Source organism: Streptomyces anulatus (genome assembly GCF_014650675.1).
In the GTDB taxonomy this organism is placed as follows: domain Bacteria; phylum Actinomycetota; class Actinomycetes; order Streptomycetales; family Streptomycetaceae; genus Streptomyces; species Streptomyces anulatus.
In genome coordinates this window covers 413,903-427,578 of sequence record NZ_BMVK01000002.1, presented here as the reverse complement: position 1 = coordinate 427,578, position 13,676 = coordinate 413,903, and the positions used below count along the sequence as shown (strand labels likewise).

Annotated in this window: 13 protein-coding genes and 1 riboswitch; of the genes, 5 read left to right on the top strand and 8 right to left on the bottom strand. The window is 71.2% G+C overall.

The window, feature by feature from the left end; all coding sequences use genetic code 11:
* Nucleotides 1-40: 40 nt before the first annotated feature.
* Both def and IE272_RS06615 read left to right on the top strand, forming a co-directional pair.
* Complete coding sequence (def, locus tag IE272_RS06620) at nt 41-679, top strand: peptide deformylase (protein ID WP_018959148.1); 639 nt, start codon at nt 41-43, stop codon at nt 677-679.
* Nucleotides 680-846: 167 nt separating this feature from the next.
* Nucleotides 847-1,584, top strand: coding sequence for a D-Ala-D-Ala carboxypeptidase family metallohydrolase (locus tag IE272_RS06615; protein WP_190006447.1), 738 nt, complete (start codon nt 847-849; stop codon nt 1,582-1,584).
* A 78-nt stretch (nt 1,585-1,662) separates the two neighbouring features.
* Here the strand turns inward: IE272_RS06615 and IE272_RS06610 are convergent, their stop codons facing one another.
* Complete coding sequence (locus tag IE272_RS06610) at nt 1,663-2,643, bottom strand: GlxA family transcriptional regulator (protein WP_190006446.1); 981 nt, start codon at nt 2,641-2,643, stop codon at nt 1,663-1,665.
* Nucleotides 2,644-2,724: 81 nt separating this feature from the next.
* On the opposite strand from IE272_RS06610, the gene IE272_RS06605 reads away from it, so the two are divergent.
* Nucleotides 2,725-2,940: a hypothetical protein gene (locus tag IE272_RS06605; RefSeq protein WP_098892480.1), complete on the top strand. Its 216-nt coding sequence runs from the start codon at nt 2,725-2,727 to the stop codon at nt 2,938-2,940.
* A gap of 23 nt (nt 2,941-2,963) precedes the next feature.
* Here the strand turns inward: IE272_RS06605 and IE272_RS06600 are convergent, their stop codons facing one another.
* The 7 genes from IE272_RS06600 to IE272_RS06570 form a co-directional block, all read right to left on the bottom strand.
* Complete coding sequence (locus IE272_RS06600) at nt 2,964-3,980, bottom strand: ribonucleotide-diphosphate reductase subunit beta (protein WP_056700676.1); 1,017 nt, start codon at nt 3,978-3,980, stop codon at nt 2,964-2,966.
* Complete coding sequence (locus tag IE272_RS06595; RefSeq protein ID WP_056700674.1) at nt 3,980-6,394, bottom strand: ribonucleoside-diphosphate reductase subunit alpha; 2,415 nt, start codon at nt 6,392-6,394, stop codon at nt 3,980-3,982. The genes IE272_RS06600 and IE272_RS06595 overlap by 1 nt, the downstream gene beginning before the upstream one ends.
* Before the next feature lie 136 nt (nt 6,395-6,530).
* A riboswitch (cobalamin riboswitch) is annotated at nt 6,531-6,654 on the bottom strand.
* A gap of 64 nt (nt 6,655-6,718) precedes the next feature.
* The gene (locus IE272_RS06590; protein ID WP_050360505.1) at nt 6,719-7,228 is read right to left on the bottom strand and encodes a GNAT family N-acetyltransferase; all 510 of its coding nucleotides are present in this window, start codon (nt 7,226-7,228) and stop codon (nt 6,719-6,721) included.
* The gene (locus tag IE272_RS06585) at nt 7,228-7,905 is read right to left on the bottom strand and encodes a hypothetical protein (protein ID WP_190006445.1); all 678 of its coding nucleotides are present in this window, start codon (nt 7,903-7,905) and stop codon (nt 7,228-7,230) included. The genes IE272_RS06590 and IE272_RS06585 overlap by 1 nt, the downstream gene beginning before the upstream one ends.
* 137 nt (nt 7,906-8,042) lie before the next feature.
* On the bottom strand, nt 8,043-8,246 hold the full coding sequence (locus tag IE272_RS06580) for a YbdD/YjiX family protein (protein ID WP_190006444.1): 204 nt from the start codon (nt 8,244-8,246) through the stop codon (nt 8,043-8,045).
* Nucleotides 8,243-10,468 carry a carbon starvation CstA family protein gene (locus tag IE272_RS06575; RefSeq protein WP_274535439.1) on the bottom strand — a complete coding sequence of 742 codons (2,226 nt, stop codon included), beginning with the start codon at nt 10,466-10,468 and terminating at the stop codon, nt 8,243-8,245. The genes IE272_RS06580 and IE272_RS06575 overlap by 4 nt, the downstream gene beginning before the upstream one ends.
* Nucleotides 10,469-10,713: 245 nt before the next feature.
* A complete protein-coding gene (locus tag IE272_RS06570) occupies nt 10,714-11,706 on the bottom strand; it encodes a helix-turn-helix transcriptional regulator (protein ID WP_050360501.1) in 993 nt (330 codons plus the stop codon).
* A 531-nt stretch (nt 11,707-12,237) separates the two neighbouring features.
* On the opposite strand from IE272_RS06570, the gene IE272_RS06565 reads away from it, so the two are divergent.
* On the top strand, nt 12,238-12,633 hold the full coding sequence (locus IE272_RS06565) for a hypothetical protein (protein ID WP_073957709.1): 396 nt from the start codon (nt 12,238-12,240) through the stop codon (nt 12,631-12,633).
* Nucleotides 12,630-13,631, top strand: coding sequence for a glycosyltransferase family A protein (locus IE272_RS06560; RefSeq protein ID WP_007458196.1), 1,002 nt, complete (start codon nt 12,630-12,632; stop codon nt 13,629-13,631). Before IE272_RS06565 ends, IE272_RS06560 begins: the two co-directional genes overlap by 4 nt.
* The last annotated feature ends 45 nt before the right edge of the window (nt 13,632-13,676 follow it).

Below are 13,676 nucleotides of genomic sequence, written 5' to 3'. Positions count from 1 at the left end.
TCACCGAGTCTGAGGTTTTGCAGGAAGGCGTACGGCGGACATGTCGCAGCAGGAGACGGACGGGCGGATCGGCGTGGACGACGAGGGGTTCCTCGTCGACACGGAGGACTGCGAGGAGCGTGAGGCGGCCTACCGCGAGCGCGGCACCTCCCGTCCGATCACGGTCGTGGGCAACCCGGTGCTGCACAAGGAGTGCAAGGACGTCACCGCGTTCGACGACGAGCTGGCACGGCTGATCGACGACATGTTCGCCAGCCAGAAGACGGCCGAGGGCGTCGGCCTGGCCGCCAACCAGATCGGCGTGGACCTGAAGGTCTTCGTCTACGACTGCCCCGACGACGACGGGGTGCGCCACACCGGCGTCATCTGCAACCCGGTCCTGGAGGAGCTGGCCCCCGAGGCGCGGGTGCTGGACGACTCCAACGAGGGCTGCCTCTCGGTCCCGACCGCGTACGCCTCGCTCGCCCGCCCCGACTACGCGGTGGTGCGCGGGCAGGACGCGCAGGGCAATCCGGTAAAGGTGCGGGGCAGCGGCTACTTCGCGCGGTGCCTCCAGCACGAGACGGACCACCTGTACGGCTACCTGTACATCGACCGGCTCTCCAAGCGGGAGCGCAAGGACGCGCTGCGGCAGATGGACGAGGGCACTCCGCGCTACGAGGTCGTCCCGAACGCCTGAGGACGCCGCCGCAGGGACCCGGTACCGGTTCGCCGGTGTCGGGTCCCTGCCGGTTTTCGCTCCGCCCCTGGCAGATAACTGCAGTTTCCCCAGGGGTAGTTGACGCGCGTAGCTGACTCGGCCAGGCTCGCGAGCACATCGACCGTGACGTTCAGAGGGAGGCCCCTGTGCTGAGACGCACCGCACGCGTTCTGCTCGGACTTGTCATGACCATTTCGTTCGCTTGGGGTGGTGCGGTGCTGACCGCCGGCACCGCGCAGGCGGACGGCTGCTACACCTGGACCCGTACCCTGAAGGCCGGCGCCACCGGCAACGATGTCACCCAGCTCCAGATCCGGGTTGCCGGATACCCGGGCTACAACGCGGTGCTCGCCATCGACGGCTCCTACGGCCCCGCCACCACCGCCGCCGTCAAGCGGTTCCAGGCGGCCTACGGCCTGGCCGCCGACGGGGTCGCCGGCCCCGCCACCCAGTCCAAGCTCTACGCGCTCCAGGACAACGACTGCACCCCGGCCCACTTCACGTACCCCGAGCTGAACAAGTGCAACAGCACCTGGGCCGGCGGGAAGGTCGCGGCGGGCACGGCCAAGGCCAGCGCGCTGAGCAGCATGTGGAAGCTGGAGGCGCTGCGCCACGCGCTGGGCGACCAGTCCATCCGCGTCACCAGCGGCTTCCGCTCCGTCTCCTGCAACGCGGCCGTGGGCGGAGCCTCCAACAGCCGCCATATGTACGGCGACGCGGTCGACCTCGGCGCCTCCCCGCACTCGCTGTGCACGCTGGCCAAGCAGGCCCGCTACCACGGCTTCCGGGGAATCCTCGGCCCCGGCTATGCCGGCCACAACGACCACGTGCACGTCAACCAGGGCCCCAGCCGCTTCTGGTCGGCGCCCAGCTGCGGTATCTGACCTCCCCGCGCCTTCCGTACCTCCCGCACCTTCCTTACCTCCCGTACCTCTCCGTAGAACCCCCGTGCCCGGCGGCGCTCAGGCGACGTCGGGCACGGCCGTGGCCGCCGGGCCCCGGAAGGTGCGGCGGTAGGCGTTCGGCGTGGTGCCCAGTGACCGCACGAACTGGTGTCGCAGGGTCGCCGCCGTACCGAAGCCCGTCCGCCCCGCGATCGTGTCGACCGTCAGATCGGACGTCTCCAGCAGATGCTGGGCCAGCAGCACCCGCTGCCGCAGCAGCCAGCGGTAGGGCGTGGTCCCGGTCTCCTGCTGGAACCGCCGGGCGAAGGTGCGCGGCGACATGTGCGCCAGCGCCGCCAGCTGCTCCACGCTCATCTCCTCGTCGAGGTGCTGCTCCATCCAGGCCAGGGTCGAGCCGACCGTGTCGCAGGAGTCCCGGGGCAGCGGGCGGCTGATGTACTGCGCCTGCCCGCCGTCCCGGTGCGGCGGCACCACCATGCGCCGGGCGAGGGTGTTGGCCGCCTCCTGGCCGTACTCCTGCCGGATCAGATGCAGACACGCGTCGATCCCGGCGGCGGTGCCCGCCGAACTGATGACCGCGCCCTCGTCCACGTACAGCACGTCCGGCTCGACGATCGCCTCGGGGAAGCGCCGGGACAGCTCCTCCGCGTGCCGCCAGTGCGTGGTGCAGCGGCGGCCGTCCAGCAGCCCGGCCGCGCCCAGGACGTACGCTCCCGAGCAGACGCTCAGCACCCGTGAGCCGCGCGCGACGGCCCGGCGCAGGGCGTCGAGGACCTCCTCGGGATACTCCCGCCGCATGAAGTGGCTGCCCGCCGGCACGGCGATGAGGTCGGCCTCCTCCAGCCGCTCCAGGCCGTGCGGCGTGGAGATGGTGAAGCCCGCGTGGGTGTTCAGGACGGGGCCCTCGGCGGAGACCACCGCGAAATCGTGCACCGGCAGGCCCTCGTCACTGCGGTCCAGGCCGAACACCTCGCACAGGACACCGAGTTCGAAGGGGTGGACCTCGTCGAGGAGGAGGGCGGCGACATTGGTCAGCATGCGTCGAGTGTGGCAGCTATTTGATGTCTCATGGCAGTCCTGCCACTGATGATTTTCGTTCCGGCGGTCCAGAGTAGAGGCATGAACACATTCCTGAACTACCTGGTCGTAGCAGCACTTTTCGCCCTCGTCCTCGCGCCCGTGGCCCTCGGCCTCGCCCGCGAACGCCGTATAGACCGCCAGCTCCGGGAGGCGGAACGCGGGCGGCGGGCGGCCGGACCCCCGGAAACGCGGAGCGCCGCTCAGCCGGTGACGGCTGAGCGGCGCCCCTACCTCAGAAGCTGGGCGAGGGTCTGAGAGACCCCTCGGGCCCGGAGGGTCTAGAAGTCGTCGTCGAACCCGACCGAGCCCTCCACGGCCACCTGGTAGGCGGACGGGCGGCGCTCGAAGAAGTTCGTCAGCTCCTGGACGCCCTGCAGCTCCATGAAGGAGAACGGGTTCTCCGAGCCGTACACCGTCGGGAAGCCGAGGCGGGCGAGCCGCTGGTCGGCGACGCACTCCAGGTACTGGCGCATCGACTCGGTGTTCATGCCCGGCAGGCCCTCGCCGCACAGGTCGCGGCCGAACTGCAACTCCGCCTCGACCGCTTCCCTCAGCATGTCGGTGACCTGCTGCTCCAGCGCGTCGTCGAAGAGCTCCGGCTCCTCCTTGCGGACGGTGTCCACGACCTCGAACGCGAAGTTCATGTGCATCGTCTCGTCACGGAACACCCAGTTGGTGCCCGTGGCGAGACCGTGCAGCAGACCGCGCGAGCGGAACCAGTACACGTACGCGAAGGCGCCGTAGAAGAACAGCCCCTCGATGCAGGCCGCGAAGCAGATCAGGTTCAGCAGGAAACGGCGGCGGTCGGCCTTCGTCTCCAGCCGGTCGATCTTCTCGACCGAGTCCATCCACTTGAAGCAGAACTGGGCCTTCTCGCGGATCGAGGGGATCTCCTCGACCGCGTCGAACGCCGCCGCCCGGTCGTCCGGGTCGGGCAGATAGGTGTCCAGCAGCGTCAGATAGAACTGGACGTGCACGGCCTCCTCGAACAGCTGCCGCGACAGGTACAGCCGCGCCTCGGGGGAGTTGATGTGCTTGTACAGCGTCAGCACGAGGTTGTTGGAGACGATCGAGTCACCGGTCGCGAAGAACGCCACCAGCCGGCCGATCATGTGCTGCTCACCCGGCGACAGCTTGGCGAGGTCGGAGACGTCCGAGTGGAGGTCGACCTCCTCGACGGTCCAGGTGTTCTTGATCGCGTCCCGGTAGCGCTCGTAGAAGTCCGGGTAGCGCATGGGACGCAGGGTCAGCTCGAAGCCCGGGTCGAGCAGATTCTTGTCGTCGTTCGTGCTCATTACTGGCAGGCCTCGCAGGACTCGGGGTTTTCGAGGGAGCAGGCGATGGCGTCCGCGTCGGGAGCCGACGCCTGCTGTACGGGAATGGGGGCGGCGGCCGACGCCTGGCCGGACGCGGCACGGGCGATCCGGGTCGCCGGGCGCGAACGCAGGTAGTACGTCGTCTTCAGCCCCTGCTTCCAGGCGTACGCGTACATCGAGGAGAGCTTGCCGATCGTCGGCGTCTCCAGGAACAGGTTGAGCGACTGGCTCTGGTCGAGGAACGGCGTACGGGCCGCCGCCATGTCGATCAGGCCGCGCTGCGGGATCTCCCACGCGGTGCGGTACAGCGCCCGCACGTCCTCGGGGATCCAGGCGAAGCCCTGCACGGAGCCGCTCGCCTCGCGCAGCGCCTCACGGGTGCGGGCGTCCCACACGCCGAGCTGCTTCAGTTCGTCCACCAGATAGGCGTTGACCTGGAGGAACTCACCGCTGAGCGTCTCGCGCTTGAACAGGTTGGAGACCTGCGGCTCGATGCACTCGTACACCCCGGCGATCGAGGCGATCGTGGCGGTCGGCGCGATGGCCAGCAGCAGCGAGTTGCGCATCCCGGTCTTCGCGATCCGGGCGCGCAGGGCGTCCCAGCGCTCCGGCCAGTTCAGCTCGGTGGCGTAGTGGTCGGGGTGCAGCACCCCGCGCGCCGCCCGGGTCTCGGACCAGGCGGGCAGCGGACCCGAGCGCTCGGCGAGGTCGCAGGACGCCTCGTACGCGGCGAGCATGATCCGCTCGGAGATCCGCGTGGAGAGCGCGCGGGCCTCGGGGGAGTCGAAGGGCAGCCGCAGCTGGAAGAAGACGTCCTGGAGGCCCATCGCGCCCAGGCCCACCGGCCGCCAGCGGGAGTTGGAGCGCCCGGCCTGCTCGGTCGGGTAGAAGTTGATGTCGACGACCCGGTCCAGGAAGGTCACGGCGGTCCGCACGGTGGCGTCCAGCCGGTCCCAGTCGATCGAGCCGTCCGCCACGAACGCGCCGAGGTTGACCGAGCCCAGGTTGCAGACGGCCGTCTCGCCGTCGTCGGTGACTTCGAGGATCTCGGTGCACAGGTTCGAGGAGTGCACGACCCGGCCCGGCTCGGCGGTCTGGTTCGCGGTCCGGTTGGAGGCGTCCTTGAACGTCATCCAGCCCTGGCCGGTCTGCGCGAGGGTCCGCATCATCCGGCCGTACAGCTCACGCGCCGGAATCGTCCTGCGGGCCAGCCCCTTGGCCTCGGCCGCCCGGTAGGCCGCGTCGAACGCGTCGCCCCACAGGTCGACCAGCTCGGGCACGTCGGCGGGGGAGAACAGCGACCACTCGGTGTCCGCGTCGACCCGGCGCATGAACTCGTCCGGGATCCAGTGCGCCAGGTTCAGGTTGTGCGTACGCCGCTGGTCCTCGCCCGTGTTGTCGCGGAGCTCCAGGAACTCCTCGATGTCCGCGTGCCAGGTCTCCAGGTAGACCGCCGCCGCGCCCTTGCGCCGGCCTCCCTGGTTCACCGCCGCGACGGAGGCGTCCAGCGTCTTCAGGAACGGCACGATGCCGTTGGAGTGCCCGTTGGTGCCCCGGATCAGCGAACCCCGGGCGCGGATGCGGGAGTACGACAGACCGATGCCGCCCGCGTGCTTGGAGAGCCGCGCCACCTGGTGGTAGCGGTCGTAGATCGAGTCCAGCTCGTCCTTCGGCGAGTCCAGCAGATAGCAGGAGGACATCTGCGGGTGCCGGGTGCCGGAGTTGAAGAGCGTGGGGGAGGAGGGGAGGTAGTCCAGCCGGCTCATCAGCCCGTACAGCGCGGCGACCTCGTCCAGCGCCCGCACCGACTCGTCCTCGGCGAGGCCCGCGGCCACGCGCAGCATGAAGTGCTGCGGGGTCTCGATGACCTGCCGGGTGAGCGGGTGGCGCAGCAGGTAGCGGCTGTGCAGCGTACGCAGACCGAAGTAGCCGAAGCGGTCGTCGGCGCCGTCCGCCATGGCCTGCTCGACGAGCCGGTCGAGCGCGGCCGAGTGGAGCGTGACGAACGCGGCGGTGCGGTCGGCGATCAGACCCTCGCGGTGGCCCACGGCGACCGAGGCGGAGAAGGACGTCGCGCCCTGGCCCGCGGCCTCGTCCGCGATCGTGCGGGTCAGCAGCCGGGCGGCCAGCCGGGAGTACGCCGGGTCCTCGGAGATGAGCCCCGCGGCGGCCTCGGTGGCCAGCGAGCGCAACTCGGCCTCGTCGGAGCGGGCGTTGCGTCCGCGCAGCGCGGCGGCGGCGACCCGTCCGGGGTCGGTGTCGGGAAGATCGACGGTGAGGTCGGTCAGGGTCCGCAGCAAAGCGGTCCCGGGTCCGTCGTTCGTGCCTGCTCCGGACGTGGTGGAGGCAGCGGATTCGGTGGCTGAAACCGGATCGGCGGGCGCGATGGTCACTGGGCTTTCCCTCGCTCGGCAGGGGCCGGCGGAAGGCGGGGAAGCCGGGCAGCGCGAAACCCGGGGCAGGGCAGCACAGCTGACGGCGTCCACCGGCCTATCCGCGAGGCCCGGACGTCTGGCGTCCGGTTCGGTCGAGCCGGACGCGCTGTCGACAGGTCTTCGGACTTGCGGGTGTGCAAAAGCACACTGATCACACCGTTGCGGGACAGTTCCGGATTCGCACCGGATTCCCCTGCGGCGACAGCGAGGTCGAGCATACATGTGGGGGCCGCTGGATGAAGCGGCCCCCACATGTTGTGTCGCGACGATTTAACACGCCTCTCAGGAGGGCGCCCCCAGCTCCAGCCGGAAGGTCATGAGCCGTAGTCCCGGCACCGGTTCCCAGTCGCGTTCGGGGGTCCGCAGAAAGCCGAGCCGACGGTAGATCCTATGGGCTGCGAGCATGGCCGGCTGCGTCGACAGCACCAGCGCCCGCACGCCGTCGGCGGACCGGGCGCGCTCGACGCACGCCCGCACGAGGGCCTCTCCCACACCCCGTCCGCGCCCCTCGCGGGCCACGGCCAGCATCCGGAATTCGGCCTCGTCCGGACCGGCGATGTCGCGCCACGGGGTGCCGGGTGCGGCATACGTCACACCGCCGAGCACCGCCCCGTGCGCGTCGAGCGCGACGAGGACCTCGGCCTCGGCCGCGCGCTGTCCGACCGCCCGGAGCTTGAGCAGATACGGGTCCTGCGGGCCGTCCAGCAGACTCTCGCCGAGATACGCCTCGGCGATGATCTCGCCGAGGACGGCGTACTCGCCGGGCTCCGCCGCCCTGATCGTCAGATCCATCAGCCACTCGCTCCCACATCGTTGTTCGGGGCGCCGTCGCCCACCGGCGGCAGGTCCCCCCGCTCGACCGGCTGCCTACCGGAGGCCTCGCCGGCCGGCGGCAGCACCCGGTCCAGCTCGTGGTCGTCGGCGCGGTGGGCGGCCCGCGCCGCCGCCCGCAGGGCCGCCCGGCCCACCTCTTCGCGCGCCCCGCTCACGGTGACCACGAGGTCTCCTTGCTCCTGGGCGTACGCGTGGCCCGACTCCGTGGCCCGGTACCACTGTTCGCCGTCCCGCTCGCACGTCACCACGGGATCCTGGGCGCTGCCGGCCGCGGGCCCGTCCGTACAGTCGGCGTCGGCATGGGGGAGGCGCTCCACCCGCAGCTGGATCTGCCCGCCCTCGGACGTGGTGTAGACGCTGCCGAACCCGTCGTCGCCGACCACTCCGACCGACTGGCGGGCCAGGGTGTACCCCGGGGCCTCGGTCACCCACACATGCTCCGCGACGGTCTGCACGGCCCGCGCCCGCGCCTCCAGCTCCGCCCGGTCGGGCGCCGGCGCGGCCGACGTGCTCCGCGCCGCCTCCGCGTCGGACGCCACCTCGGTGCCGCAGCCCGTGGCCGCCGCCAGGGTCAGCGTCAGCGCCAAGGCGGTGAGTACGGGCCGGAGTCGGCGCGGCCGACTATGCGATGTCATGGGCACATCCTTTCGTACGGTGAGGTCGCCGCGCACCGGGAAATCGAACGGTTCCCGGACCCGTGCGAGGGCGCGAGAAGGGGCCGCCGCGTCCCCCTGGAAGGGGTGCGGCGGCCCCGATCGGCCGGTGGTGGTGCTCAGCAGCAGCGGAAACCCTCGCGGGGGTCCGCCTCGCGGGCGTCCATGCGGCTGCGTTCGAAGGCGCGGCGGGTCATGACGGGCGTGTCCGGATCGTGGGCCCGGGCGTGCGCCACGTACCGCTCGTACACCGATTCGCCGGTCAGCTCACGCACGTACCAGCGGATCCGTCCCGCCACCCGCCGGACGTCCGCGACCGTCATGTCCGGACCTCCGTCTCCGCCGCCTCCTTGCGGATGCCGCCCTCGGGGCCGACGCCGGCGGCGACCAGTTCGGCCTTCTCCTCCTTGGTCGCGATGAGCGAGGCCGGGGCCACGAGCTTGGACTCGACGTACGGCGTCTCGTGGAGCTTCACGCTCTCCGGGTCGCGGATGGCCTTGTAGCAGACCCGGCCGGCGTCCACGAGCACCACGATGATGAGGAGCGCGAAGAGCGCGCTCAGCACCCCGTCGACGGTGGAGTTGGTGACGACGGTCCGCATGTCGTCCATGCTCTTCGCGGGCGCCAGCACCTCGCCCGCGTCGATGCCCGCCTGGTACTTGTCGCGCTGGGCGAAGAAGCCGACCTTCACGTCCTCGGAGAAGATCTTCTGCCAGCTCGCGGTGAGCGTGACCGCCACGTCCCACGCGAGCGGGACCGCGGTGACCCACGCCCACTTCAGACGGCCGGACTTGACGAGCAGGGTGGTGCAGACGGCCAGCGCGACCGCTGCCAGCAACTGGTTGGCGATGCCGAAGAGCGGGAAGAGCTGGTTGATGCCGCCCAGCGGGTCGTGCACGCCGACCCAGAGGAAGTAGCCCCAGCCGCCGACGACGACGGCGCTGGCGAACCAGACGCCCGGCTTCCAGCTGACCTCGCGGAACGGCTTGTAGGCGTTGCCCAGCATGTCCTGGAGCATGAAGCGCCCGACCCGGGTGCCGGCGTCCACGGTGGTGAGGATGAAGAGCGCCTCGAACATGATGGCGAAGTGGTACCAGAACGCCTTCATCGCGGTCCCGCCGACCACCGCGGAGAAGATCTCCGCCATGCCGAGCGCGAACGTGGGCGCGCCACCGGTCCGTGAGAGCAGGCTCGCCTCCTCGACGTCCTTGGCGGCCTGGGCCAGGGCGTCCGGGCTGATGGTGAAGCCGAAGTTGGCCACGGCCTGGGAGGCGGACTGGACGCTGTCGCCGATCACGCCGACGGGCGCGTTGATGGCGAAGTAGAGGCCGGGGTCGATGATGCAGGCGGCGATCATCGCCATGATCGCCACGAACGACTCGACCAGCATGGCGCCGTAGCCGATCACCCGGATCTGCGTCTCCTTCTGGACCATCTTCGGCGTGGTGCCGGAGGAGACCAGGGAGTGGAAGCCGGAGAGCGCGCCGCAGGCGATGGTGATGAAGACGAACGGGAACATCGAGCCGGCGAAGACCGGGCCCGAGCCGCTGGAGGCGAAGTCGGTGACCGCGGGCATCTTCAGGGTCGGCAGGGCGACGACCACGCCCAGGGCCAGGAGCCCGATCGTGCCGACCTTCATGAAGGTGGAGAGGTAGTCGCGCGGGGCCAGCAGCAGCCACACGGGGAGCACGGAGGCGAAGAACCCGTACACGATCATCCAGATGACCAGCGTGCCCGGCTCCAGCGTGAAGAAGTCCGCCCACGACGATTCGGCGACCCAGCCGCCCGAGACGATCGCGAGGAGCAGCAGCGCGACGCCTATGAGGGAGACCTCACTGACCTTGCCGGGCCGCAGGGTGCGCAGATAGACGCCCATGAAGAGGGCGATCGGGATGGTCATGCCGATGGAGAAGACACCCCACGGCGAGTGCGCGAGCGCGTTCACGATGACCAGCGCGAGGACCGCGAGCAGGATGATCATGATGATGAAGACCGCGACCAGGGCGGCGATCCCGCCGACCGGGCCTATCTCGTCGCGCGCCATCTGGCCGAGCGAGCGGCCGTTGCGGCGGGTGGAGAAGAACAGCGTCACCATGTCCTGGACGGCACCGGCGAAGATGACGCCGACGACGAGCCAGATCGTGCCCGGCAGGTATCCCATCTGCGCCGCGAGCACGGGCCCGACCAGGGGTCCCGCCCCCGCGATGGCGGCGAAGTGGTGGCCGAACAGGACGCGGCGGTCGGTGGGATGGAAGTCGACGCCGTTGTCGAGCCGTTCGGCGGGGGTGGCGCGGTTCTTGTCGGCCTTCAGAACCCGGTTCGCGATGAACCGGGAGTAGAAGCGGTACGCGATGGCGTACGAGCCGAGGGCCGCCGCGAGCATCCAGGCGGCGGACACCTCCTCACCACGCGAGAGCGCGAGGGTGGCCCAGCCGATGGCGCCGGCCAGGGCGACCAGGCTCCAGACCACGATGGATTTGGGGGTCATGCCCCGTTTCCCCGGCGCCTGCGGTGCCGATGGTGCTGGTGCGGGCGTTTCCGCCATGTGGTGACTCCGTCCCCTCGCTGATCACCGGTGCAATGGGCAGGAAATCTAGGGGACGCGTCCGCCCAGCGTCACCCCCTGTCCGCATTGCGGTCCGGCAACGGTGATGTTTCGCAACGGGACACGGGCACGGCGCCGATTCGGTTCATCCGGTACGGACCGGACCCGCGGCCGGTCGGACCAGGCGGTACGGGACGCTCCTGCGGCCGGTCGGATCAGCCGGTAGGGGGCGCTCCCGCGCCCGGTCAGATCCAGCCCCGGCGTGCCGCCTCGGCGCCCGCCTGGAACCTGCTGCGGGCCTGCATCCGGGCCGTCAGTTCCGCGTTCATCCGACGCACCGTGCGCAGGGACACCCCCAGCCGGCGGGCGGCGGTCGCATCGGTGTGCCCCTTCGCCAGCAGGGACAGCAACTCGTCCTCCTGCGGGGTCAGCCCGTTGCCGTCGCGCCGGGGTGCGGAGCCGAGCGGGGTGGCGGCGGCCCACAGCTGCTCGAACAGGAGCCGGGCCACCGCGACGGCCCCCTTGCTGCGCAGCTCCAGCGCGCCCGCCCGGCCGTCGTCGGGGTCCAGCGGCACCAGGGCCACCTCCCCGTCGACCACGACCATGACCAGTGGCAGCGTGGGCAGCGTACGGCTCTCCGCGCCGAGCACGCCCAGCCGGTTCACATAGCGCAGGGTCGACGGATCGTTGCGGAAGCTGTCCTGATAGATGCTGCGGATCCGCACCCCGCGCTCCAACGCCCGCCGGTCCAAAGGCCCGCTGGCCTCCAGCGTGTCCGGGGACTGCGCGCCGCCGGGCAGCAGCGAGAGGCACTCCGTCCTGGCCAGCTCGGCCAGTTCGGTCAGCCGCTCGCGCACCGCGTCGAGCCCCTCCAGCCGCTTGATGACGTCGAAGCCCCCGCCCGCCCGCCGCCCCCGGTCCGTCGTGAGGGCCGACATCGCGTCCCGCGCGACCTCAAGTCCACGCTGCTGCCTGGCCAGTTCGGCTTCCCGGCGGGAGAGGAGGAACGGCAGGCTGGCGGCCGGGTCCAGCGCGCGGAAGACCGGCGGGCCCTGCTCCGTACCGCGAGGGCCGTCGTCCAGCAGACACAGCTCGGCCAACTGGTCCAGAGCGCGGCGCACATCCTCCTCGCTCCGGCCGAGCCGCGCCACGATCTCGTCCAGCCGCAGCTCCGGCTCCTCCAGAACGAGCCGGTACACCAGCTCCGTCCGCGCGTCCAGCCCCAGTACCTCTAACATCTCTGGCTCCCCCGCAGATGTCACGCCGTCCCCGCACGCCAGTACGGGACGCCACTTGAGCACCGGGCGCGAGTGTAGGGCGACGAGGTTGTGAAGGTATAGACCAGGTCCACGGGATGGATGGGCCCCGCGAGGCCGCGCATGGCCAAAAAGGCCGAGGCGGGCGGCGGCCGGGACGGACACCCGACGGTGGCACGGATGGCCGCAAGGTGTCTGGCAGTTGCCTGCCACCCCCGCATCGTCCCAGGCCGTGGCCCCGTACAGCCGCCCCCGAGGCTGGCACCCTGCTGCCCCGCAACTCCCGGCCACCCGGAGACCGTGGCCCCCGGGACGGCGATGGCGACAGGATCAGGCCGTCACACGGCATTCACACACCGCTACGTTCCGAGGAGTTCCGCATGCGGGCGTTCCGTATTCCTGCCCTTCGCCTCTCGCCGGCCGTCGCCGTAGCCACGGGGACGGCGACCGCGTTCGCCGCCTCGGGCCGGGACGGCTTCTCCTGGGGGTGACCCGGGGCGACGGGACGCCTCCGTGTTCCTGGTGACCGCGCTCCTCGTGCGCACCGAACCCCCGCGCCCCGGCCGGTGGACAGCCCGGGAGCTGGCCCGGTCGCTGCGCTCCCGCCACGTCCGCGCGGGCCCCCGGAGCGCCGGCCCGCACCCCCAGGGCCCGGTCCATGTGTACGTCGCCGAGAGCCCGGACGGCTCGGTCCGCGCCGCGCTCTACATGGAGAGCCCCGATCTCGTGCACGCCGAACTGGCCGCGCTGGACTACCTCCTGGCCACCCTGAGCGCCGCCCGGCCCGCCTCGCTCGACTGGCGGCCGGCGGCGCTGGGGGGCGTCTCGGGCCGCCCCGAACAGCACCGACCACCCGAACCGAAAGGACCGGACCCGCCATGCCACGGGAGCGCCCCACCGTGTCAGTGATCATCCCCAACCACAACTACGAGAAGACCCTGCGGGCCTGCCTGGAATCCGTCTACGCCCAGACCCTGCGCCCGCTGGACGTGGTCGTCGTGGACGACGCCAGCACCGACCGCTCGCGCGACATCGCCCGCGCGTTCCCCTGCGTACTCGTCGCCCGCCCGGACAACGGAGGCGTCTCCGCCGCCCGCAACCTCGGCGTCGCCGCGTCCGCGGGACAGGTGCTGTTCTTCCTCGACTCCGACATCGCGCTGGCTCCCGACGCGATCGAGAACGCCGTCGACCTGCTCATGGACGACCCGGAGACCGGCTGCGTCCACGGCGTCCTGGACCCCGAACCGCTCTACGACGACGGCCCGGTGGAGGTCTACCACTGCCTGCACGCGCACTTCTGGCGACACCGCAGCGCCGGAATCGTCGGCACCGCCTTCTTCGCCCTGGCCGCGATCGAGCGCCACGTCTTCGAGGCGACCGGGCCCTTCGACGAGAACCTCCGCGACTCCGAGGACGTCGAGTACAGCGACCGCCTCGCCGCCACCCACCGCATCCGCCTCAGCGAGCGGGTGACCGGCCGTCACGACGACGTGGACCGGCTGCTGCCGATGCTCACCGAGCAGTACCGCCGCTCCCAACTGCTCGTCCCCGTCGCCGCCGTCGAGCGCCGTCGCGGTGGCGGACTGCGCGCCAACCGCACCGGCGGCGTCCTGGCCGCCGGCCTGGTCCCGCTCACCCTCCCGCTCGCGCTGCTCACCCCCTGGCTGCTCGCCGCGCCCCTGGCCTGCGCCCTCGCCTTCGCGCTGGCCGACCCGGGCCTGAGCCGCTTCGTGGCCCGCCGCAAGGGGCGGCTCTTCCTGCTCCGCTTCACCGCGCTGCACTTCGCGGTGCACCTGGCTCTCGTCCTCGGCGCGGTGACGGGCGGCGTGCGCTGGCTGGTGGACCCCCGCTTCGGCCCCTCGGTCCGGGGCCGCCGCGACCGGCCGGCCCCGGTGGCCGCCCCGTGAGCGCCGACGTGGACCAGGAGCGCGAGACCGCCGGGCCGGGAGAGG

What these genes read in the sequence shown, in the direction of transcription:
- def (WP_018959148.1), top strand. Translation starts at nt 41, where the DNA reads ATGTCGCAGCAGGAGACGGACGGGCGGATCGGCGTGGACGACGAGGGG.
- IE272_RS06610 (WP_190006446.1), bottom strand. Translation starts at nt 2,643, where the DNA reads ATGCTGACCAATGTCGCCGCCCTCCTCCTCGACGAGGTCCACCCCTTC.
- IE272_RS06605 (WP_098892480.1), top strand. Translation starts at nt 2,725, where the DNA reads ATGAACACATTCCTGAACTACCTGGTCGTAGCAGCACTTTTCGCCCTC.
- IE272_RS06600 (WP_056700676.1), bottom strand. Translation starts at nt 3,980, where the DNA reads ATGAGCACGAACGACGACAAGAATCTGCTCGACCCGGGCTTCGAGCTG.
- IE272_RS06590 (WP_050360505.1), bottom strand. Translation starts at nt 7,228, where the DNA reads ATGGATCTGACGATCAGGGCGGCGGAGCCCGGCGAGTACGCCGTCCTC.
- IE272_RS06585 (WP_190006445.1), bottom strand. Translation starts at nt 7,905, where the DNA reads ATGACATCGCATAGTCGGCCGCGCCGACTCCGGCCCGTACTCACCGCC.
- IE272_RS06580 (WP_190006444.1), bottom strand. Translation starts at nt 8,246, where the DNA reads ATGACGGTCGCGGACGTCCGGCGGGTGGCGGGACGGATCCGCTGGTAC.
- IE272_RS06575 (WP_274535439.1), bottom strand. Translation starts at nt 10,468, where the DNA reads ATGGCGGAAACGCCCGCACCAGCACCATCGGCACCGCAGGCGCCGGGG.
- IE272_RS06570 (WP_050360501.1), bottom strand. Translation starts at nt 11,706, where the DNA reads ATGTTAGAGGTACTGGGGCTGGACGCGCGGACGGAGCTGGTGTACCGG.